This is a genomic window from Pseudomonas sivasensis (assembly GCF_013778505.1).
In the GTDB taxonomy this organism is placed as follows: domain Bacteria; phylum Pseudomonadota; class Gammaproteobacteria; order Pseudomonadales; family Pseudomonadaceae; genus Aquipseudomonas; species Aquipseudomonas sivasensis.
Map to the genome: position 1 here is coordinate 116,137 of NZ_JAAOWU010000001.1, position 20,654 is coordinate 136,790.

The 20,654-nt window shown below is 60.8% G+C and carries 19 protein-coding genes; 11 read left to right on the forward strand and 8 right to left on the reverse strand.

Annotated features, from left to right (window positions below; genetic code table 11):
• The first annotated feature begins 1 nt into the window (after nt 1).
• Both G9Q84_RS00535 and G9Q84_RS00540 read left to right on the forward strand, forming a co-directional pair.
• Entirely contained in the window at nt 2-1,207 is a 1,206-nt protein-coding gene (locus tag G9Q84_RS00535; RefSeq protein ID WP_122755688.1) for an aminotransferase class V-fold PLP-dependent enzyme, read from the forward strand.
• Nucleotides 1,204-1,617 (forward strand): SufE family protein, encoded by a 414-nt coding sequence (locus G9Q84_RS00540; RefSeq protein ID WP_181642733.1) that lies wholly within the window; start codon nt 1,204-1,206, stop codon nt 1,615-1,617. Before G9Q84_RS00535 ends, G9Q84_RS00540 begins: the two co-directional genes overlap by 4 nt.
• Before the next feature lie 116 nt (nt 1,618-1,733).
• On the opposite strand, the gene tcdA is transcribed toward G9Q84_RS00540, so the two are convergent.
• On the reverse strand, nt 1,734-2,543 hold the full coding sequence (gene tcdA, locus G9Q84_RS00545) for a tRNA cyclic N6-threonylcarbamoyladenosine(37) synthase TcdA (RefSeq protein ID WP_065877359.1): 810 nt from the start codon (nt 2,541-2,543) through the stop codon (nt 1,734-1,736).
• A 217-nt stretch (nt 2,544-2,760) separates the two neighbouring features.
• On the opposite strand from tcdA, the gene G9Q84_RS00550 reads away from it, so the two are divergent.
• The 4 genes from G9Q84_RS00550 (at nt 2,761) to G9Q84_RS00565 (ending at nt 7,855) form a co-directional block, all read left to right on the forward strand.
• The gene (locus G9Q84_RS00550; RefSeq protein ID WP_122680267.1) at nt 2,761-5,352 is read left to right on the forward strand and encodes a glycosyltransferase; all 2,592 of its coding nucleotides are present in this window, start codon (nt 2,761-2,763) and stop codon (nt 5,350-5,352) included.
• A gap of 111 nt (nt 5,353-5,463) precedes the next feature.
• On the forward strand, nt 5,464-6,615 hold the full coding sequence (dapE, locus tag G9Q84_RS00555) for a succinyl-diaminopimelate desuccinylase (protein WP_099601269.1): 1,152 nt from the start codon (nt 5,464-5,466) through the stop codon (nt 6,613-6,615).
• Nucleotides 6,615-7,424, forward strand: coding sequence for a putative RNA methyltransferase (locus G9Q84_RS00560; protein WP_181642734.1), 810 nt, complete (start codon nt 6,615-6,617; stop codon nt 7,422-7,424). The genes dapE and G9Q84_RS00560 overlap by 1 nt, the downstream gene beginning before the upstream one ends.
• 53 nt (nt 7,425-7,477) lie before the next feature.
• Complete coding sequence (locus tag G9Q84_RS00565) at nt 7,478-7,855, forward strand: hypothetical protein (protein ID WP_032891679.1); 378 nt, start codon at nt 7,478-7,480, stop codon at nt 7,853-7,855.
• Nucleotides 7,856-8,002: 147 nt separating this feature from the next.
• Here G9Q84_RS00565 and G9Q84_RS00570 read toward each other — a convergent pair whose 3' ends face one another.
• Entirely contained in the window at nt 8,003-8,212 is a 210-nt protein-coding gene (locus G9Q84_RS00570; RefSeq protein ID WP_032891681.1) for a cold-shock protein, read from the reverse strand.
• Between the two features lie 184 nt (nt 8,213-8,396).
• Between G9Q84_RS00570 and plsB the strand changes: the two genes are divergently transcribed.
• Genes plsB through G9Q84_RS00585 form a run of 3 tightly spaced genes read left to right on the forward strand, consistent with a single transcriptional unit; the run spans nt 8,397 to nt 12,071 of the window.
• A complete protein-coding gene (plsB, locus tag G9Q84_RS00575) occupies nt 8,397-10,901 on the forward strand; it encodes a glycerol-3-phosphate 1-O-acyltransferase PlsB (protein ID WP_032891682.1) in 2,505 nt (834 codons plus the stop codon).
• Nucleotides 10,902-10,952: 51 nt separating this feature from the next.
• Nucleotides 10,953-11,354 (forward strand): YbaY family lipoprotein, encoded by a 402-nt coding sequence (locus tag G9Q84_RS00580; RefSeq protein WP_032891684.1) that lies wholly within the window; start codon nt 10,953-10,955, stop codon nt 11,352-11,354.
• A gap of 27 nt (nt 11,355-11,381) precedes the next feature.
• Complete coding sequence (locus G9Q84_RS00585; protein WP_032891686.1) at nt 11,382-12,071, forward strand: DUF4197 domain-containing protein; 690 nt, start codon at nt 11,382-11,384, stop codon at nt 12,069-12,071.
• Between the two features lie 37 nt (nt 12,072-12,108).
• Here the strand turns inward: G9Q84_RS00585 and G9Q84_RS00590 are convergent, their stop codons facing one another.
• From G9Q84_RS00590 to G9Q84_RS00600, 3 genes are read right to left on the reverse strand one after another with little or no spacing between them, the layout of a single operon-like run.
• Nucleotides 12,109-12,702 (reverse strand): LysE family translocator, encoded by a 594-nt coding sequence (locus tag G9Q84_RS00590; RefSeq protein ID WP_099601265.1) that lies wholly within the window; start codon nt 12,700-12,702, stop codon nt 12,109-12,111.
• Between the two features lie 2 nt (nt 12,703-12,704).
• The gene (locus tag G9Q84_RS00595) at nt 12,705-15,770 is read right to left on the reverse strand and encodes an efflux RND transporter permease subunit (RefSeq protein WP_181642735.1); all 3,066 of its coding nucleotides are present in this window, start codon (nt 15,768-15,770) and stop codon (nt 12,705-12,707) included.
• 6 nt (nt 15,771-15,776) lie between these two features.
• Nucleotides 15,777-16,877 (reverse strand): efflux RND transporter periplasmic adaptor subunit, encoded by a 1,101-nt coding sequence (locus tag G9Q84_RS00600; protein WP_181642736.1) that lies wholly within the window; start codon nt 16,875-16,877, stop codon nt 15,777-15,779.
• A gap of 93 nt (nt 16,878-16,970) precedes the next feature.
• Here G9Q84_RS00600 and G9Q84_RS00605 point away from each other — a divergent pair, with 93 nt between their 5' ends.
• A complete protein-coding gene (locus tag G9Q84_RS00605) occupies nt 16,971-17,606 on the forward strand; it encodes a TetR/AcrR family transcriptional regulator (protein WP_181642737.1) in 636 nt (211 codons plus the stop codon).
• A gap of 3 nt (nt 17,607-17,609) precedes the next feature.
• On the opposite strand, the gene G9Q84_RS00610 is transcribed toward G9Q84_RS00605, so the two are convergent.
• Entirely contained in the window at nt 17,610-18,392 is a 783-nt protein-coding gene (locus G9Q84_RS00610) for a class I SAM-dependent methyltransferase (protein ID WP_095183995.1), read from the reverse strand.
• A gap of 96 nt (nt 18,393-18,488) precedes the next feature.
• Between G9Q84_RS00610 and G9Q84_RS00615 the strand changes: the two genes are divergently transcribed.
• The gene (locus G9Q84_RS00615; RefSeq protein WP_122680270.1) at nt 18,489-19,109 is read left to right on the forward strand and encodes an energy transducer TonB; all 621 of its coding nucleotides are present in this window, start codon (nt 18,489-18,491) and stop codon (nt 19,107-19,109) included.
• A 3-nt stretch (nt 19,110-19,112) separates the two neighbouring features.
• Here G9Q84_RS00615 and G9Q84_RS00620 read toward each other — a convergent pair whose 3' ends face one another.
• Nucleotides 19,113-19,811 (reverse strand): extensin-like domain-containing protein, encoded by a 699-nt coding sequence (locus G9Q84_RS00620; protein ID WP_181642738.1) that lies wholly within the window; start codon nt 19,809-19,811, stop codon nt 19,113-19,115.
• Nucleotides 19,812-19,814: 3 nt separating this feature from the next.
• Nucleotides 19,815-20,642 carry an isocitrate lyase/PEP mutase family protein gene (locus tag G9Q84_RS00625; protein WP_032891704.1) on the reverse strand — a complete coding sequence of 276 codons (828 nt, stop codon included), beginning with the start codon at nt 20,640-20,642 and terminating at the stop codon, nt 19,815-19,817.
• Between the last annotated feature and the right edge of the window lie 12 nt (nt 20,643-20,654).

Sequence of the window (20,654 nt, forward strand, 5' to 3'; positions counted from 1 at the left end):
CATGCTAGTGCCCTCCCCCTGGCGCGCCGACTTTCCGGCCATCGCCGCCCTGCAACGGCAAGGCCAGACCTATCTGGACAACGCCGCCACTACACAAAAACCCCAAGCTCTGTTGGATGCCATCAGCCATTACTACGCCAATGGCGCAGCCAATGTGCACCGGGCCCAGCATTTGCCCGGGGCCCATGCGACACAGGCCTTCGAGGACAGTCGCAGCAAGGTGGCGCAGTGGTTGAATGCAGGTGACACCGGGCACATCGTGTTTACCCACGGCGCGACCTCTGCGCTGAACCTCCTGGCCTACGGCCTCGAACACTTATTCAATGCGGGCGATGAGCTTGTCATCAGCGCCCTGGAACACCACGCCAACCTGCTGCCCTGGCAGCAACTGGCCAAACGTCGCGCGCTCACACTGGTGGTATTGCCACTCGGTGATGACGGCGTGATCGACCTGCAAGCCGCCGCCGAGTTGATCGGTCCGCGCACCCGCCTGCTGGCGGTGAGCCAGCTGTCCAACGTGCTTGGTGCCTGGCAACCGCTGCAAGCCTTACTGGATTTGGCCAAGCCACACGGTGCCCTAACCGTGGTCGACGGCGCCCAGGGCATCGTCCACGGTCGTCACGACGTGCAAGCGCTGGGATGCGACTTCTACGTTTTCTCCAGCCACAAGCTCTACGGCCCGGACGGTGTCGGCGTGCTCTTTGGCCGCAACGAGGCTCTGCATCACCTGCGCCACTGGCAGTTTGGCGGTGAGATGGTGCAACAGGCGGATTACCACAGCGCCAGCTTCCGTCCAGCACCACTGGGGTTCGAGGCAGGTACTCCGCCGATAGCCAGCGTGATTGGCTTGGGGGCAAGCCTGGATTATCTGAGCTCGCTGGATCAGCAAGCAGTAACCGCCCACGAGGCGGCCCTGCATGACTACCTGTTACGCGGCCTGAAGGCGCGCAATGGCGTGCGTGTGCTGGGTTCGCCGCAGGTGGCGCTGGTCAGCTTTGTGGTCGAGGGCGTGCATAACGCCGACGTTGCGCACCTGCTGACCGAGCAGGGCATTGCTGTACGCGCAGGCCATCATTGCGCGATGCCGCTGCTCAAGGCGATGCAGCTGTCGGGGGCGATCCGCGTTTCCCTGGCGCTGTATAACGACTCCGACGACCTCGAGCGCTTTTTTGAAGCGCTGGACCAGGCGCTGGATATGTTGCGATGAGCTTGCCGGTGGATGCGGTGGCTGCGCTGGAAGCCTTCCAGGCCGTAGGAAGTTGGGAGCAACGTGCTCGCTTGCTGATGCAGTGGGGTGAGCGTGTGCCGCCTTTAGCGGATGATGAAAAGGTCGACGCCAACCTGGTACAGGGCTGCGAAAGCCTGGTGTGGTTGGTGGGGCACTTAGACCAAGGTCATTGGCAATTTGCCGCGAGCAGCGATGCGCGGATGATCCGTGGTTTGGTGGCATTGCTGCTGGCGCGGGTCAATGGGTTGTCGGCGGACGAGTTGCAGGCAGTCGACTTGCCTGACTGGTTCAATCAACTCGGGCTTTCCCGCCAACTGTCGCCGTCGCGCAGCAATGGCTTGAATGCAGTCCTGCAGCGTATGCGAACGCTAAGCCATACACAGGACTAAATGTGGGAGGGGGCTTGCCCCCGATAGCGGTGGATCAGTCAGCTTATTCAGTGGCTGACACTCTGCAACCGGGGGCAAGCCCCCTCCCACCTTTGAACTGTGTAAAGTTCTGAGATTCAGGCGGGTTTGACACGCTCGGAAGGCCTACGCACCCCTGCCACAATCTTGTCCACCGCCTTGGTCGCCGCCACCATGCCAAAGGTCGCCGTCACCATCATCACCGCGCCAAACCCGCCCGCGCAGTCCAGCTTCACCCCATCCCCCACAAAACTTTTTTGCAGACAAATGCTGCCGTCCGGCTTGGGATAACGCAGTTGCTCGGTGGAAAACACGCACGGCACGCTGTAATGACGGGTCACGGTGCGAGAGAAGCCGTAGTCACGACGCAAGGTGGAGCGCACCTTTGAGGCCAAGGGATCGTTGAAGGTGCGGTTAAGGTCGCACACCTGGATCAGCGTCGGATCAATCTGCCCACCGGCGCCGCCGGTGGTGATGATTTGGATCTTGCGGCGTTTGCACCACGCAATCAGCGCGGCCTTGGCGTTGACGGCGTCGATACAGTCGATCACGCAATCGATGTTCGGCGTTATGTATTCGGCCATGGTGTCGCGGGTCACGAAATCCGCCACCGCGTGCACAGTGCAATCCGGGTTGATACCGCGCAGGCGCTCGGCCATCACCTCGACCTTGGGCTTGCCCACAGTGCTGTCCAGGGCGTGCAACTGCCGGTTGCTGTTGCTGACGCAGACATCGTCCAGGTCAAACAGCGAAATCTCGCCGACCCCACAACGGGCCATGGCTTCCGCCGCCCAAGAGCCCACACCGCCGACGCCGACGATCGCCACATGGGCCGCCTTCAAGCGTTCCAGGCCTTCAATGCCATACAAGCGGGCGACGCCTGCAAACCGCGGATCTTCTGTACTCATGACCATTACCCCAAAAACCGGCGCGCATTATGGACTACCGAGCGACAAGTACGAAGCAACAAGCTACAAGTAAAGAACTTAGATGGCCTTTCGCTGACTAACGTCCGGCTTTTCTCTGTCTGCTGTACGCTCGGGGAAAGGCCGGTGTAGGATGCGCGCCGTTCGGTGCAGGCCGACACCTCTTTTCGTTCCACACCCTTTGGAACCCGACATAACCATGGCATCGCGTAAATTTGGACTCAACCTGGTGATCGTGCTGGCAATTGCAGCGCTATTCACCGGCTTCTGGGCGCTGGTCAACCGCCCGGTCACTGCTCCCAACTGGCCTGAGCAAATCTCCGGTTTTTCCTACTCGCCGTTCCAGCAAGGCCAGTTCCCGCAGAAAGACCAATACCCCACTGACGAACAGATGCGTCAGGACCTTGCGATCATGAGCAAGCTGACGGACAACATCCGCACCTACTCGGTCGACGGCACACTGGGGGATATCCCCAAGCTGGCGGAAGAGTTCGGCTTGCGCGTCACCCTGGGGATCTGGATCAGCCCAGACCTGGAGCGCAACGAACGCGAGATCCAGCGCGCCATTGAGATCGCCAACAGCTCGCGCAGTGTCGTGCGCGTGGTGGTCGGCAACGAAGCCTTGTTCCGCGAAGAAATCACCCCCGAGGCACTGATCGTGCTGCTGGACCGGGTGCGCGCCGCGGTGAAGGTACCGGTGACCACCTCCGAGCAATGGCACATCTGGGAAAAGAACCCGCAACTGGCCAAGCACGTCGACCTGATCGCCGCGCACATTTTGCCGTTCTGGGAATACATTCCGATGGACAAGGCCGGCCAATACGTACTCGATCGCGCCAGGGACCTGAAGAAATTGTTCCCGAAAAAGCCACTGCTGCTATCGGAAGTTGGCTGGCCGAGCAACGGCCGCATGCGCGGTGGCAACGAAACGTCCCCGGCAGACCAGGCGGTGTACTTGCGCACCCTGGTAAACAAGCTCAATCGCCAGGGCTACAACTACTTTGTGATTGAGGCCTTCGACCAGCCGTGGAAAGTCAGCGATGAAGGCTCGGCCGGCGCCTACTGGGGCGTTTACAACGCCGCGCGCCAGCAAAAATTCAACTTTGAAGGTCCTATTGTCGCCATCCCGCAATGGCGCGTACTGGCCATCGGCTCGGTGGTGCTTGCCCTGCTGTCCCTGACGCTGCTGATGATCGACGGCTCGGCCCTGCGCCAGCGTGGCCGGACGTTCCTGACCTTTATCGCATTCCTTTGCGGCTCGGTACTGGTGTGGATCGGCTACGACTACAGCCAGCAATACAGCACTTGGTTCAGTGTCACCGTGGGTATCCTCCTGGCACTCGGCGCCCTCGGCGTATTTATTGTGTTGCTGACCGAGGCCCACGAACTGGCGGAAGCAGTCTGGACTCACAAGCGTCGCCGTGAATTCCTGCCGGTTGAAGGGGATTCGGACTACCGCCCGAAAGTGTCGATCCACGTGCCGTGCTACAACGAGCCGCCGGAGATGGTCAAACAGACCCTCGACGCCCTGGCCGCGCTGGATTACCCGGACTACGAAGTCCTGATTATCGACAACAACACCAAAGACCCGGCTGTTTGGGAACCGGTGCGCGACTACTGCGAAACCCTCGGCCCGCGCTTCAAGTTCTTCCACGTCGCGCCCCTGGCCGGTTTCAAGGGCGGCGCGCTGAACTACTTAATCCCGCACACCGCCAAGGATGCTGAAGTGATCGCGGTGATCGACTCGGACTATTGCGTGTCGCCGAACTGGCTCAAGCACATGGTGCCGCACTTCGCCGACCCGAAAATCGCTGTGGTGCAGTCGCCGCAGGACTACCGCGACCAGAACGAAAGTACCTTCAAGAAGCTCTGCTACGCAGAATACAAAGGCTTCTTCCACATCGGCATGGTTACCCGTAACGACCGCGACGCGATCATCCAGCACGGCACCATGACCATGACCCGTCGCTCGGTGCTCGAAGAACTCGGCTGGGCCGACTGGTGCATCTGTGAAGACGCTGAACTGGGCTTGCGGGTGTTCGAGAAAGGCCTGTCGGCGGCGTATTACCACGACAGCTACGGCAAGGGCCTGATGCCCGATACCTTTATCGACTTCAAGAAACAGCGTTTCCGCTGGGCCTATGGCGCGATCCAGATCATCAAGCGTCATACCGCCAGCCTGCTGCGCGGCAAGGACACGGAGCTGACCCGTGGCCAGCGCTACCACTTCCTCGCGGGCTGGTTGCCGTGGGTGGCGGACGGTATGAACATCTTCTTCACCGTCGGCGCGTTGTTGTGGTCGGCGGCGATGATCATCGTGCCGACGCGGGTCGATCCGCCGCTGCTGATTTTCGCGATCCCGCCGTTGGCGTTGTTCGTGTTCAAGGTGGGCAAGATCATCTTCCTGTACCGCCGTGCCGTGGGCGTGAACCTCAAGGATGCGTTCTGCGCCGCGCTGGCTGGCCTGGCGCTGTCCCACACCATCGCCAAGGCGGTGCTGTATGGTTTCTTCACCACCAGTATTCCGTTCTTTCGTACGCCGAAAAACGCGGATAACCACGGCTTCTGGGTCGCGATTTCCGAAGCCCGCGAAGAAATGTTCATCATGCTGCTGCTGTGGGGCGCTGCGCTGGGGATCTACCTGGTGCAAGGCCTGCCAAGCAATGACATACGTTTCTGGGTGGTAATGCTGCTGGTGCAATCGCTGCCGTATGTGGCGGCGTTGATTATGGCGTTCCTGTCGTCGCTGCCAAAACCGGCAGCCGCACCTGAGCCAGCGCCGGCCGCGTAAAAACTTGCGCAATGCACTAAACGGCGGCCTCTGGTCGCCGTTTTGCTATAAGATAACGGCCGTTTTGTCCGCCCGCCCTGCTCTTCCAAACATGCTTTCCGGAGTTTTCCCATGACGGCCCATGCCGACCTTTCGCCGACCCTTCAACTTGCCATCGACCTGATCCGTCGCCCCTCGGTCACGCCGATCGACGCCGATTGCCAGAAGCTGATGATGCAGCGCCTGGGCGACGCTGGTTTTGCGCTGGAGCCGATGCGCATCGAAGACGTGGACAACTTTTGGGCTACCCACGGTAAGCACGAAGGTCCGGTGCTGTGCTTCGCCGGTCACACTGACGTAGTGCCGACCGGCCCGGTACAGGCCTGGCAGAACGACCCGTTTGACGCGCTGATCGACGAAAACGGCATGCTCTGCGGGCGTGGCGCAGCCGACATGAAAGGCAGCCTCGCCGCGATGCTGGTGGCTTCGGAACGTTTTGTCGCCGACTACCCGGACCATAAGGGCTCGGTTGCCTTCCTGATTACCAGCGATGAAGAAGGCCCGGCGCACCACGGCACCAAAGCCGTGATCGAGCGCCTGGCCGCGCGTAAAGAGCGCCTTGACTGGTGCATCGTCGGCGAACCGTCGAGCACCACCCTGGTAGGTGATGTGGTCAAGAACGGCCGTCGCGGCTCCCTCGGCGCTACGCTGACCGTACGCGGCGTGCAGGGCCATGTGGCCTACCCGCACCTGGCGAAGAACCCGATCCACCTGGCCGCACCGGCCCTGGCGGAATTGGCCGCCGAGCATTGGGACAACGGCAACACCTTTTTCCCGCCGACCAGCTTCCAGATCTCCAACCTCAATTCCGGCACTGGCGCCACCAACGTGATCCCCGGTGACCTGACGGCGGTGTTCAACTTCCGTTTCTCCACCGAATCCACCGTCGAAGGCCTGCAGCAACGCGTTGCAGCCATCCTCGACAAACATGGCCTGGACTGGCATGTGGAATGGGCGCTGTCGGGCCTGCCGTTCCTCACCGAACCGGGCGCTTTGCTCGACGCCGTGTCTGCCAGCATCAAGGCGATCACCGGTCGCGAGACCCAGGCGTCCACCAGCGGCGGTACGTCGGATGGCCGCTTCATCGCCACCCTCGGCACCCAAGTGGTCGAGCTGGGCCCGGTCAACGCGACGATCCATCAGGTAAACGAGCGCATCCTCGCCAGCGACCTCGATGTACTGACCGAAATCTATTACCAGACCCTGATCAAGTTGCTCGCCTGATGCTCGCTTGTCCCATTTGCAGTGCCCCGCTAAACGCGGTCGAAAACGGCGTAGCCTGCCCGGTGGGGCACCGGTTCGACCGGGCTCGCCAGGGTTACCTGAACCTGTTGCCGGTGCAGCACAAGAACAGCCGCGATCCGGGCGACAACCTGGCCATGGTCGAAGCACGCCGTGACTTCCTCAACGCCGGGCATTACGCCCCGGTGGCCAAGCGCCTCGCCGAACTGGCGGCTGAACGCGCACCGCAGCGCTGGGTCGACATTGGCTGTGGTGAGGGTTACTACACCGCGCAGATCGCCGATGCCTTGCCCCACGCCGACGGCTATGCGCTGGATATTTCCAAGGAAGCGGTCAAGCGTGCGTGCAAGCGCAACCCGAAGCTGACCTGGTTGATCGCCAGCATGGCACGCGTGCCGTTGGCCGATGCCAGCTGCCAGTTCCTCGCCAGCGTGTTCAGCCCGTTGGACTGGCAGGAAGCCAAACGCCTGCTCAGCCCCGGCGGCGGCCTGATGAAAGTCGGTCCTACGAGTGGCCACCTGATGGAGCTGCGCGAGCGTCTGTACGATGAAGTGCGCGAGTACACCGACGACAAACACCTGGCTCTGGTGCCAGACGGCATGAGCCTGGCGCACAGTGAAACCCTGGAGTTCACCCTGAGCCTGGCCGCCCCCAAAGACCGCGCCAACCTGCTGGCCATGACACCCCACGGCTGGCGCGCCAGCGCCGAGCGCCGTGCCGAAGTGATCGAGGCTGCCGAGCCGTTGCTGGTCACCGTGTCGATGCGTTACGACTATTTCGTGCTTCAATAACCGACTTTAAGTATCCGCGAATGGATTTTCGAATCCCGCAACGAGGAATATCCATGCGCCAACCCGATATCGAGATTTACCTGAAGGACGCCGACGTCGACTACAAGGCCATCGCCGCCTGGCTGGGCGCCGCCCTGGGCCCGTGCACCGACTGGGTCCAGCGTGGCCAGACCTACAAGTGCAAGGCCGGTGACGTGCCGGTCACCTGGCTGCCCAAGGCTGTAGGCAAATGGAACAGCCTGTACCTGGAAAGTGACCAAACCCCGTGGGACGACGACATCGCCTGCGCCCGCGCCGCGTTTGCTGCACTGAACGTTGAAGTGCGCTGCGCGCCGGGGACGTGGGTCGAGGAAGAAGGTGAGGAAAGTGCCGACACCTGGATTCGCATCAGCGCAGACGGTGAAGAGCAGATCACCTGGAAAACTGCCTGAGCCTGAGCGGTAAACCACAATCAACATGTGGGAGGGGGCTTGCCCCCGATAGCGGTGTATCAGCCAATGTGTTCAGTGACTGACACTCTGCAATCGGGGGCAAGCCCCCTCCCACATGGGTTCTGCGGTGTGTAACAAAAACCCGTATTACAAACCGACCACATCCTCCGCCTGCAAGCCCTTCTCGCCGGTCACCACGGCGTATTCCACCTGCTGGCCCTCGGCCAGGGAACGGTGGCCATCACCGCGAATAGCGCGGTAGTGCACGAACACATCCTTGCCATCTTCACGCTGAATAAAGCCATAGCCCTTTGCATCGTTGAACCACTTCACATTACCGGTTTCGCGCGTTGCCATCTGTCTTACTCCCACGTACGTTTTTTTATTGTTGAGTCAGTCGCGTTGAACTGCCGAGTATAAGACAGGCTCAAAAACGATCAACTCAAGTTTACATCGCTGCTTTTTTGCCGATTTTCGGCGAATACGGCACACTACGCGCCCGAGCGCCTGCTCGGTTTTTTCCACTTGAAGCAGCTCGCCTATGACCCGCTCCCCGTTCCGCCGTCTGGTGTTTGGCACCTTGCGCCGACTGTTGTACCTCTGGGTTCGCTCGGAAACGATCAACCAGTCGTCCCTTACCCTCAACCTGGACCGCAGCCGGCCGGTGTTCTACGTCCTGCAATCGCCCTCCCTCACCGAATTGGCGGTGGTCGATGCCGAGTGCACCAAGGCCGGCCTGCCGCGCCCGGTGCTGCCAGTATCGGTTGGCCCGTTGATGGAGCCGGCGGCGTTCTTCTACCTCACGCCTGAACCGGACTGGCTCGGCCGTCAGGACAAGCGCGGCGCGCCGCCCACCCTGACTCGCCTGGTCAACACCCTGAGCGAACACGCCGAAGAGAATGCACAAATCATTCCGGTCAGTGTGTTCTGGGGCCAAACCCCGGCGAGCGAGTCCAGCCCGTGGAAACTGCTGTTTGCCGACAGTTGGGCCGTCACCGGCCGTCTACGCCGTCTGTTGAGCATCCTGATTCTTGGTCGCAAGACCCGTGTGCAATTCTCCGCGCCCATCAACCTGCGTGAATTGATCGAGCACAATAAAGGGCACGAACGCACTGTGCGCATGGCCCAGCGCATCCTGCGTGTGCACTTTCGTAACCTGAAGACAGCCGTAATCGGCCCCGACCTGTCTCACCGCCGCAACCTGGTCAAAGGCCTGGTGAATATGCCGCTGGTGCGTCAGGCGATCCTGGATGAAGCCGAACGGGAAAAAATCAGCCCCGAAAAAGCCAAGGCCCAGGCCCTGCGCTATGGCAACGAAATCGCCTCGGACTACACCTACACCGCGATCCGCTTCCTCGAAGTGGTGCTGAGTTGGTTCTGGAACAAAATCTACGACGGCATCAAGGTCAATAACATCGAGGGCGTGCAAAAGGTTGCCCAAGGCTACGAGGTGATTTACGTGCCTTGCCACCGCAGCCATATCGACTACCTGCTGCTGTCCTACCTGCTGTTCAAGAATGGCCTGACCCCGCCGCATATCGCCGCGGGCATCAACCTGAACATGCCGGTGATCGGCAGTTTGCTGCGCCGTGGCGGGGCGTTTTTCATGCGCCGCACCTTCAAGGGCAACCCGCTGTACACCTCGGTGTTCAACGAATACCTGCACACCCTGTTCACCAAGGGTTTCCCGGTTGAGTACTTCGTCGAAGGCGGACGCTCGCGTACCGGGCGCATGCTGCAACCGAAGACCGGGATGCTGGCGATCACGCTGCGAAGTTTCCTGCGCTCCTCGCGTATGCCAATTGTGTTTGTGCCGGTGTATATCGGCTATGAACGCGTGCTGGAAGGCCGGACCTACCTCGGAGAACTACGCGGCGCGAGCAAGAAGAAGGAGTCGATTTTCGACATTTTCAAAGTGGTCGGCGCGCTCAAGCAGCGCTTTGGCCAGGTCGCGGTCAACTTCGGCGAGCCGATCAAGCTGGCGGAATTCCTCGACAGCGAACAACCCGACTGGCGCACACAGGAACTGTCCCCGAACTACAAGCCGGCGTGGCTCAACGAAACCACCAACCGCCTCAGCGAGCGGGTGGCCCGCCACTTGAACGAAGCGGCGGCGGTGAACCCGGTGAACCTAGTGGCCCTGGCGCTGCTGTCCACCACACGCCTGGCGTTGGACGAACAGGCCATGGCCCGCCAATTGGACCTGTACCTCGCGCTGCTGCGCCGCGTGCCTTACTCACCCCACACCACTCTGCCCGAGGGGGATGGCCTGGCGCTGATCAAGCACGTCAAGGACATGGACCTGCTGTCAGAACAGAGCGACGCCCTCGGCAAGATTGTCTACCTGGACGAGCAGCACGCCGTCCTGATGACCTACTACCGCAACAACGTGCTGCACATCTTTGCCCTGCCGGCGCTGCTGGCGAGTTTTTTCCAGAGCAGTTCGCGGATGAGCCGCGAACAAATTCTGCGCTACACCCACGCGCTGTACCCATACCTGCAATCGGAGCTGTTTATCCGCTGGTCGCTGGAGGAGTTGGACACTGTCGTCGACCAGTGGCTGGAAGCCTTTGTCGAACAAGGTCTGCTGCGCTTCGAAAACAACGTGTACTTGCGCCCGGCGCCAAGCTCGCGGCAATTCGTACTGCTGACGCTGCTGTCCAAGAGCATCGCCCAGACCCTGCAACGCTTCTACATGGCAATCTCGCTGCTGCTCAACAGCGGCCAGAACACCATCAGCGCCGAAGAGCTGGAGGACCTGTGCACGATCATGGCCCAGCGCCTGTCGATCCTGCACGGCCTCAATGCCCCGGAGTTCTTCGACAAGAGCCTTTTCCGACACTTCATCCAGACACTGCTGGAACAAGATGTGCTGCGTCGCGATGAGGCCGGCAAACTGAGTTATCACGATCTGCTCGGCGAACTGGCAGAAGGCGCGGCCAAACGGGTGTTGCCGGCTGAGATTCGCCTGTCGATTCGCCAGGTGGCCCTGCATCGTGTTGATGGCGCAGCCGAACAACCGGATGAGCCTGAAGAAACCCGCTAGATTGAATAAGGCGCCAGCGGGAAGCTGGCGTCGCTGACAAGGAGCCGCACCATGAAAAAGATCATCCTCCTGAGCCTGACCGCCCTGCTGGGAGCTTGCCAATCCATGACCCCTGCCCCCAAGGCCAGCCTCGATGGCGAAGTGTTTTACCTGCAACGCATCGCCCTGCCGCCAACAGCAACCTTGAGTGTCAGCCTGCAGGACGTGTCCCTTATGGACGCCCCGGCCGTGATCCTTGCGGAACAGAAAGGCCCGATCAAAGGCCAGGTACCGCTGCCGTTTCACCTGAATTACGACCCGGCACAGATTAAACCGGGCCACAGTTATTCGGTGAGTGCTCGCATCGAACAGGATGGCAAGCTACTGTTTATCACTACCGAACGTCACGCCGTGCAGCTCAACGGCCAGGATCCGCAGCCGCTGCGCCTGCGGGTTGATGCGGTCGCACACTGATATTTTCCAGATCATAAGGAAGCGCAAATGCTCCGTAACTCCCTTCGCCTCACTGCTCTGTGTGCCGGCCTGCTGCTCGGCGCCAACGCCATGGCCCTGGACCTGAGTAGCCTGTCCCAAGGCGACGCCAGCGGCGGCCTTAAGGATGCCCTGACCCAAGGCGCACAGATCGCAGTGAAACAACTGGGCAAACCCGGCGGTTTCAGCGACAACCCTGAAGTGAAGATCGGCCTGCCGGGCAAACTGGGCAAAGTTGCCGAGAAGTTGAAAATGTTCGGCATGGGCGACCAGGTTACGCAACTGGAAACCAGCATGAACAAAGCGGCTGAAACCGCTGTGACCCAGGCACAGCCGATCCTGGTCAACGCCGTGAAAAACATGAGCGTGACCGACGCTAAAGGCATTCTCAGCGGCGGCCAGGATTCGGCCACCCAATACCTGAACAAAAGCTCGCGCGATGCAATCCGCGCCAAGTTCCTGCCGATCGTCAAGGCCGCTACGGATAAGGTCGGCGTGGCCCAGCAGTACAACGCCCTGGCGGGCAAAGCGGCAGCCTTTGGTGCGGTGGATGCCAAGAGCGCCAACGTCGAAAACTACGTGACCGAACAGGCGCTGGATGGTTTGTTCAAGATGATTGCGCAGCAGGAAGAGACGATTCGCAAGAACCCGGCCGCTGCAGCGACGAGTTTGGCGAAGAAGGTGTTTGGAGCACTATAAGCTGCGCGAGGATCGCTCCCTGCAACGGGGAGCGATTCTAGTGAAAAACTGAATCGGCCAGTCGGCCCATCATCAAGGTTGCGAAGCAGCCAATGGCAATCGACGTGATTCGATTGATCTTCAAGGGCGTGAGCCAACTCTTCTGCATCCCTTCGAAGCGACTCCCCAACAACACCCAAGCGGCCCCTACCGGCACAACCACCAACGCCAATAACCCCATGAACTCGGCATAACCTTGCGCGGCGGTGAACGTATTGGACGGAGCGATAAAGGAAACGATCAGCAAGCCCTTGGGATTCATGACCGTCAACAAAAAGAAGTACAACCCGGTGAAGCGATCTTTGCCAGGGCTGATCTCGCTGTTCTTGCGCTGCCACAATTTGCACGACACATACAGCAGGTAGCACGCCGCCGCCAGTTGCGTCGCCTTCAACGCCCACGGTGAAAACGCCGCGAGATAGAGAAGCGCCACACCCCATGCCGACACTTGCAGCAAATACGCCAGGCACTCGATTAGCACGAGCTTGCAGGATGCCCGAAACCCGAACAACACACCTGCGCGAAACAGCAGGGTGTTGGTAGGGCCAGGGGCAAGCAGTAGCAATATCAGGGCTGAAACAGTGGCCAACATGGTTACGCGACGTCCTTCCTCACTTTGAACCACGCAGCATACAGTGCCGGCAGGAACAATAGCGTCAACGCCGTCGCCACAATCAGCCCGCCCATGATCGCCACCGCCATCGGTCCGAAGAACACACTGCGAGACAGCGGGATCATCGCCAATACCGCCGCGAGTGCCGTCAGCACAATCGGGCGGAAGCGTCGGACGGTGGCTTCGATAATCGCCTGCCACGGCGCCAGGCCAGCCTTGATGTCTTGCTCGATCTGGTCCACCAAGATCACCGAGTTGCGCATGATCATGCCCGACAAGGCGATGGTCCCTAACATGGCTACGAAGCCAAAGGGCTGACGAAACACCAGCAGGAACAGCGTGACGCCGATCAAACCCAGCGGCGCCGTGAGAAACACCATTGCCGTGCGTGAGAAGCTGCGCAGTTGCAGCATCAGCAAGGTCAGCACCACCACAATAAACAGCGGCACGCCGGCCTTCACCGAGTTCTGCCCGCGGGCGGAGTCCTCGACGGTACCGCCGACGTCCAGCAGGTAGCCATCCGGCAGTTCGGCCCGCACGCCTTCGAGGGTCGGCAGGATCTGCTGCACCAGCGTCGCCGGTTGTTCCTTGCCATAGATGTCGGCGCGCACGGTGACCGTCGGCAGGCGATTACGGTGCCAGATGATGCCTTCCTCGAATCCGTATTCGAGGGTGGCGATCTGCGACAGGGCCACGCTTTTGCCGTTGTCGGTCGGCACCGCCAGGCTAGGCAGCAGCGACAGTTCGGTGCGTTCGTGGACCGTGCCGCGCAGGAGGATCTCGATCAATTCGTTGTCCTCCCGGTATTGGCTGACGCTTGAGCCGGTGAGTGAACTCTGCAGGAATTTCGACAGGTTGGCAGTGCTCACACCAAGGGCGCGGGCGCGGTCCTGGTCGATGTTCAGGTAGACAATTTTGCTCGGCTCTTCCCAGTCCAAGTGAACGTTGACCACGTGGGTATTTTCGCGAACCTTGGCGGCAACTTTCCGTGCAAGGGCGCGAACTTCCTCGATGTGTTCGCCGGTCACGCGAAACTGCACCGGATAACCCACGGGTGGGCCGTTTTCCAGGCGGGTGACGCGCGAACGCAGGTCGGGAAATTGTTCGTTGAGGGTTGCGATCAGCCAGGTGCGCAGGCTTTCGCGCTCTTCGATGGTTTTGGCCAGCACCACAAATTGCGCAAAGCTCGCGGCGGGCAGTTGCTGATCCAACGGCAAGTAGAAACGCGGCGAACCGGTGCCGACGTAAGCCACGTAGTTCTCGATGCCGGCATGGTCCTTGAGCAAGGCTTCCAGGCGCTTGACCTGATCGGCAGTGTTGCTCAGGGACGCGCCTTCGGCCAGTTTCAGGTCGACCATCAGTTCCTGGCGCCCCGAGGCCGGAAAGAACTGCTGTGGCACAAAGCGAAATAGCGCCACTGAGCCGATAAACAGCAGCAGTGTCAGTACGATCACGGTTTTACGTCGAGTGACACACCACTCCACCAAACGCCTTACGCGCTGGTAGAACGGCGTTCCGTAGGGATCCGGGCCCTCAGCGCCATGTTTGGCTGCGTGAATTTTCGCCAGGTCCGGCAGGAGCTTTTCCCCCAGGTATGGCACGAACACCACCGCGGCGACCCACGAGGCCAGCAACGCGATGGTCACCACCTGGAAAATCGAACGGGTGTATTCGCCGGTGCTCGATTGCGCAGTGGCAATCGGCAGGAAACCTGCCGCCGTAATCAGCGTGCCGGTGAGCATCGGGAAGGCGGTGCTGGTCCAGGCGAAACTGGCGGCCTTGAGCCGGTCGTAGCCCTGCTCCATTTTGATTGCCATCATTTCCACGGCGATGATCGCGTCATCCACCAGCAAACCGAGGGCGAGTACCAGTGCGCCGAGGGAAATCTTGTGCAGGCCAATGCCGAGGTAATACATGGTGGCGAAGGTCATCGCCAGCACCAACGGAATCGCCAGGGCCACCACCATGCCGGTGCGTAGGCCGAGAGAGAAGAAGCTCACCAGCAATACGATCGCCAATGCCTCAGCCAACACCTGCACAAATTCCCCGACACTGGTTTTCACCGCTGCCGGTTGGTCCGACACCTTGCGCAACTCCATGCCTGCCGGAAGGTTCTTCTGCAAACGTGCGAATTCGCCTTCTAGCGCCTTGCCCAATATCAGGATATCGCCGCCGTCGCGCATGGCCACGGCCAGGCCGATTGCATCGGCGCCCATGTAACGCATGCGCGGTGCCGGCGGATCGTTGAAGCCACGGTGAATGTCAGCTACATCGCCGATACGAAAGGTCCGGTCGCCCACTCGAATCGGAAAGTCGCGGATCTCCTCCACTGTCTTGAAGTTGCCCGACACACGCAGTTGCACGCGCTCGCTCGGGGTTTCAAAGAAGCCGGCCGTGGACACCGCGTTCTGTTCCTGCAACGCCTGCTGAACCGCTGCCAATGGCAGGCCGAGGGTGGCGAGCTTGAGGTTGGACAGCTCGATCCAGATTTTCTCATCCTGTAGGCCGAGTAATTCCACCTTGCCCACATCCGCTACCCGTTGCAGCTGAATCTGGATGCGGTCGGCGTAATCCTTGAGCACGGCATAGTCGAAACCGTTGCCGGTCAGCGCATAGATATTGCCGAAGGTGGTGCCGAATTCATCATTGAAAAACGGACCCTGGATATCCGGCGGCAAGGTCTGACGGATGTCGCTGATCTTCTTGCGCACCTGGTACCACAGCTCAGGAATCTGCGCCGAGTGCATGGAGTCGCGGGCAATGAAGGTAACCGTGGACTCGCCAGGGCGCGAGAACGAGACAATGCGCTCGTACTCGCCGGTTTCCATCAGTTTCTTCTCGATGCGCTCGGTGACTTGACGCGAGACTTCCTGGGCCGTAGCACCGGGCCAGTTGGTCTTGATCACCATGGCTTTGAAGGTGAATGGCGGGTCTTCACTTTGTCCCAGCTTGGTGTAGGACAAGGTGCCAACCACGGCCAGCAGGATCATCAGGAACAGTACGATCTGGCGATTACGCAACGCCCATTCGGAAAGATTGAAACCCATCGGGGACTACTCCTTGGCCGCCAGATTCACGACACGGTTGGAGCGATCCACCGGGCGCACTTGCTGGCCCTCGTGGAGCACATGCACGCCCGCGGCGACCACCCAATCGGTGGGCTTCAAGCCTTCCAGCACCGGAACGGTATTTTCGCCGAAGGCGCCAATGCGCACCGGTACGCGCTTGAGGGTATTGTCCGTTTCCACACGCCAGACGTAAGACGCGCCATTCTCCGCGCTGAGGGCAGACAGCGGCACCGACAGCGGAACGACACCCTCGGTCTGTATGAATACGCGAGCGCTTTGGCCCAATTCCGCCGGGACTTTACCGCCGGTAAACGCCACTCGGGCGGCAAAGGTGCGCGATTTTGGATCGGCTGCGGGAGACAGTTCACGGATGCGTCCGGTAAAACGCTGGTCCGGCTGGCTCCACAACTCCACGGCTACCGGCTGACCGATCTTGAAGCGACCAAAGCCTTGTTCGGGCAGGCTAATGAGCACTTCGCGCTCGCCATCGGTGGCCAGGGTGAACACGGTTTGGCCAGCCGACACCACTTGGCCGACCTCCACGGCGCGCTTGGCGACGACTCCATCCTGCGGGGCACGGAGCACGGCGTAACCGGCTTGGTTGCTGGCCACGTCGAATTCGGCCTTGATCTGCTTGAGGCGCGCTTCGCCGGATCGGTAGAGGTTTTCGGAATTGTCGTACTGAGAACGGCTGACCATCTGACGGTCCATCAGGGTCTTATAGCGATCGCGCTCGGCGCGGACCAGGCTCAGGTTAGCTTGGGCAGCGGCGACTTGGGCGCGGGTAGCCTCCAATTGCAGGCGCACGTCCTGGGGGTCGAGTTCCGCCAACGGTTGGTTGGCCTTGACGCGTTCACCCTCTTCAACCAGGCGTTTGCTGACTTTGCCACCGATGCGAAAGGCCAGGTCCGGCTCATAGCGAGCCCGCACTTCTCCGGGGTAGCTGTCCATCGACTGTGCCGACGGTTGCGGTTGCACCACCATGGCAGGGCGGACGGTGATCTGGGCCGGTTCTTCATGGCCGCAGGCGGCCAACATTAAGACCAGGCTGACAGGCAACGCAAAGGGCAGGAAAGTGCTGCGCATGCTGAAGGACCTTTCGCAAATGAAGCTAGGAATAATTATACTGGCCAGTATGTTATTAATACCAAACTCACCAGTCCAGTATTAAAGGTGAAAATGTCCGACAATCGCGTTAACACCAATAGCCCCGGGCGTCCCAAGGACATGGCAAAACGCCAGGCAATTCTTCAGGCAGCGAAAACTCTGTTTTTGGGGAATGGTTATGCCAGCACCAGCATGGATGCCGTAGCCCTTGAGGCAGGCGTGTCGAAACTGACCGTCTACAGCCACTTCACCGACAAAGAGACCTTGTTCACCGCCGCCGTGGTGGCGACATGCGAAGAGCAGCTACCGGTGATGTACTTCGAGCTGCCTGAGGGCATGCCAGTCGAGACGGTGTTGCTGAATATCGCGCGCGGTTTTCATCGGCTGATCAACAGCGAGGAGTCGGTGAACCTGCATCGTTTGATGATGACCACCGGCAATCAGGACGTGAAACTCTCAAAGATCTTTTTCGAAGCCGGGCCCATGCGCATGCTCCAGGGTATGGAGCGCCTGCTCAGTAAGATCGACCAGAGCGGTGCCCTGAGCATCGACAAACCTTTCACTGCGGCCGAGCACTTCTTCTGCCTGCTCAAGGGCACGGCAAATTTCTGCCTGCTGTATGGCTGCGGCGGGCATCTGAGTGAACACGCCGCCGAAGCCCATGTGCAGGAGGTAGTAGGGTTGTTTATGCGGGCGTACAGGCCTTGAACATCAGGCTTTGAGCGCTTTTTTGGGATAGATGTCATACCGGCTGGACTTGCCGTCCAGCGCATGGCTCGGCTTTGGTCCCTCGATGCACGGCGCCTTGCGGGGGCGCTTGACCACCACGCGATGGCTGGCCAGGGCCAGGGCGGCGGCCAACAAGGCTGGCGCATCCGGATCATCACCCACCAGCGGCCGAAACAGGCGCATTTCCTTCTTCACCAAGGCGGTTTTCTCACGGTGAGGGAACATTGGGTCGAGGTAGATCACCTGGGGCGGCTCGCCTTCCCAGTTCAGCATCACGTCGATGGAGTTGCCCTTGAGCAGCTTCATGCGCGCCACGATTGGCGCCACTTCAAAGTCATCTGCACCACGCGCCAGGCCGTCTTCGAGCAAAGCGCCGATCAACGGCTGGCGCTCGATCAGGCTCATCTCACAGCCCAGGCTGGCCAGCACAAACGCGTCCTTGCCCAGGCCTGCCGTGGCGTCCAGCACCCGAGGGCGCACGCCTTGGGCGATGCCTACGGCTTTAGCGATCATCTGCCCGCTGCCGCCACCATAGAGTCGACGATGAGCTGCACCTCCCTCAACAAAGTCCACCCGCACCGGGCCCGGCGCGTCAGGACCTAGCTGTTGCAGCTGTAGGCCATGCTCGCCAACTTGCAGGGAAAAGTCCGCGTCCGCGAGCTGTAAAGGCAAGCCAAGCAGAGATGCCCACTGCTCGGCGCGGTCCTTAAAACCTTCGCCCAAAGCCTCGACCTGGATGCGGCTGGCCGCTGGTTGTTCGCTCATGAATCACTACGCTCAAAAATATTAAGGATCGGCAAACAGCGGCCGATAAAAATAACAGTCAGGTATTTTGCCAGAGCTGAGCGTCGACCGAGAAAAATGTCAGACATTCTCCCCCTAACCATCGGTGTACTGCCGACCCATAACCACTACGGCCTGCGCAATACTCAAGCGCTGGCCGGGGTGAGTCATGTGTGGCAAGACTTCTTCGCCCGAGCGCTGGCCGAGCAGCTCGGCGATACGCCGGGCGCGCTGGCCGCCCAGGCGCCGGCGCCGGTGGACCCTGCGGTAGAACCCCACGAAGGCGCCGACCTGCTGTCGCAGATTCTCACGCAGCGTGAGTGCGACGTGAAAGACACTGAAATCGCTCCGCCTGAGCCACTTTTCCTGCCGATCGCCGAATTCGAAACCGAATTGCTGCCTCCGGCTGCAACTCCGTTCCCGGACGAAGAAATCGTCGCCCAGCAGCGCCAACAGAACTTCGAAAGCAGTTGGGTACGCCCCATCGTCCTCACCGCAGGCCAACCGCTGCCTGAGCCTAGCCCCGCGCCGCAACCTCGCCCTCTGCACCTGCCGATCGCGGAGTTCGAACTGGACTTGCTGCCGCCGCCCGCCACGCCGTACCCGATCGAAGAGCTGGTGGCCCAACAAAAGGCCTTGGACTTCGACTACCACTGGGCACGCCCACTGATCGCCAACAACCTGCGCCTGGCGGCCTGAGCCTTAGCGACACACCCACCAACGCCCCATGTCCAGATGGAAATGGTTGCGGTGCGCGGCGTTGTAATCCGGGCTCAACACCACGTTGAAATCATCACAGGCACCATCGCGCACCTGACGTAAAAACCGTGCGCTGGCGCCCTCCCCCGGCCAATCCTTGAGCACGCTGATACTGCGTCCATCCGCCAGCCGAAACCCGGCGATATCCAGGGCATTGGCCGAAGCATGCTGGCTGAGCCGCCCCTCGGCCCGACCATAGATATTGCGGCAGGCAAAGCTGCCCAGGTGATCGACCCGCGTGACCGCCTGGCCGAACACCGCCTGCGCCGCCGGTTGCAGGCTGTGGCGCTCAAACAGTGCGAACGCCACCGCCAACGGGCAACTGGCGAGAAAGCTGCTGCTTAATGCCACTTCTGCGCCCTGCACGCGCAAGGTATTGCGCAAAGGGCAGGCGGCGTCTGCGGGCGTGTCCGCCTGATGACTGACACGCAGACCGGACGTTTTCAGCACCTCATCGCACAACGCCGGATCCTCCTGCAGGCGACCCAGTTTGTAGCGGGTCAACAGGTTCGGACTGGCACGCACGTCCAGCGGTGCCCACGGGTTCCACTCAGCGGGCAGCGGCACCCAGCCTCGCCATACGCCCACGGCAACAGCACCGCCGAGCAGCAGCAACGCGCCCAATATTTTGAAAAAACGCACCGCTTAGCCCTTGAAGAACTGATTGGCCGTGCTGAAGGGCATCGAGCGTTCAGTAAAGCTGAACGTGCCCAGTTCATAGACTTCCTGGGCCGCCCGGTAGAATTCACCATAAGCCGCCAGCGCCATGGCCGATCCCACGCTGATGCGCTTCACTCCCATCGCGCTCAATTGCGCCACGCTGAGTTTCAGCCCACCGGACATCAACACATTCACAGGCTTTGGCGCCACGGCCTTGACCACCGCCAACACCTCATCGGCGCTGCGCAAGGCCGGCGCATACAGCACGTCGGCACCCGCTTCGGCGTAGGCCTGCAGACGGCGAATGGTGTCAGGTAAATCCAGGCGACCATGCAGGAGGTTTTCCGCACGGGCCGTCAGGGTGAAGGGGAATGGCAGACTGCGAGCGGCGGCGACGGCGGCTTCCACACGTTCCACTGAGAGGTCAAAGGGGTAGATCGGGTCGGCGCTGATACCTGTGGCATCTTCGATGGAGCCGCCGACAATGCCGCTGGCAGCAGCGCGCAGGATGGTTTGGGCACAGCCTTCGGGGGTATCACTGAAGCCGTTTTCCAGGTCGGCTGCCACCGGCAGTGCGGTGGCCTTGGCGATCATGGCGGCATTGAGCAAGGTGTCTTCCAGGGACAACGCCCCTTCCGCATCCGGGCGCCCCAGGCTGAACGCGTAACCCGCACTGGTCGTGGCGAGAGCTTCAAAGCCGAGGCTGGCGAGCATTACTGCGGAGCCTGCGTCCCAAGGATTGGGCATCACGAAGGCGCGGTCGCGCTCATGCAAGGCCTTGAAGGTTTCGGCGCGTCGGGTTTGGGCATCCATGACTGAATCCTG

Coding starts and splice junctions, on each gene's coding strand:
- G9Q84_RS00535 (WP_122755688.1), top strand. CDS start 2: ATGCTAGTGCCCTCCCCCTGGCGCGCCGACTTTCCGGCCATCGCCGCC.
- G9Q84_RS00540 (WP_181642733.1), top strand. CDS start 1,204: ATGAGCTTGCCGGTGGATGCGGTGGCTGCGCTGGAAGCCTTCCAGGCC.
- tcdA (WP_065877359.1), bottom strand. CDS start 2,543: ATGAGTACAGAAGATCCGCGGTTTGCAGGCGTCGCCCGCTTGTATGGC.
- G9Q84_RS00550 (WP_122680267.1), top strand. CDS start 2,761: ATGGCATCGCGTAAATTTGGACTCAACCTGGTGATCGTGCTGGCAATT.
- dapE (WP_099601269.1), top strand. CDS start 5,464: ATGACGGCCCATGCCGACCTTTCGCCGACCCTTCAACTTGCCATCGAC.
- G9Q84_RS00560 (WP_181642734.1), top strand. CDS start 6,615: ATGCTCGCTTGTCCCATTTGCAGTGCCCCGCTAAACGCGGTCGAAAAC.
- G9Q84_RS00565 (WP_032891679.1), top strand. CDS start 7,478: ATGCGCCAACCCGATATCGAGATTTACCTGAAGGACGCCGACGTCGAC.
- G9Q84_RS00570 (WP_032891681.1), bottom strand. CDS start 8,212: ATGGCAACGCGCGAAACCGGTAATGTGAAGTGGTTCAACGATGCAAAG.
- plsB (WP_032891682.1), top strand. CDS start 8,397: ATGACCCGCTCCCCGTTCCGCCGTCTGGTGTTTGGCACCTTGCGCCGA.
- G9Q84_RS00580 (WP_032891684.1), top strand. CDS start 10,953: ATGAAAAAGATCATCCTCCTGAGCCTGACCGCCCTGCTGGGAGCTTGC.
- G9Q84_RS00585 (WP_032891686.1), top strand. CDS start 11,382: ATGCTCCGTAACTCCCTTCGCCTCACTGCTCTGTGTGCCGGCCTGCTG.
- G9Q84_RS00590 (WP_099601265.1), bottom strand. CDS start 12,702: ATGTTGGCCACTGTTTCAGCCCTGATATTGCTACTGCTTGCCCCTGGC.
- G9Q84_RS00595 (WP_181642735.1), bottom strand. CDS start 15,770: ATGGGTTTCAATCTTTCCGAATGGGCGTTGCGTAATCGCCAGATCGTA.
- G9Q84_RS00600 (WP_181642736.1), bottom strand. CDS start 16,877: ATGCGCAGCACTTTCCTGCCCTTTGCGTTGCCTGTCAGCCTGGTCTTA.
- G9Q84_RS00605 (WP_181642737.1), top strand. CDS start 16,971: ATGTCCGACAATCGCGTTAACACCAATAGCCCCGGGCGTCCCAAGGAC.
- G9Q84_RS00610 (WP_095183995.1), bottom strand. CDS start 18,392: ATGAGCGAACAACCAGCGGCCAGCCGCATCCAGGTCGAGGCTTTGGGC.
- G9Q84_RS00615 (WP_122680270.1), top strand. CDS start 18,489: ATGTCAGACATTCTCCCCCTAACCATCGGTGTACTGCCGACCCATAAC.
- G9Q84_RS00625 (WP_032891704.1), bottom strand. CDS start 20,642: ATGGATGCCCAAACCCGACGCGCCGAAACCTTCAAGGCCTTGCATGAG.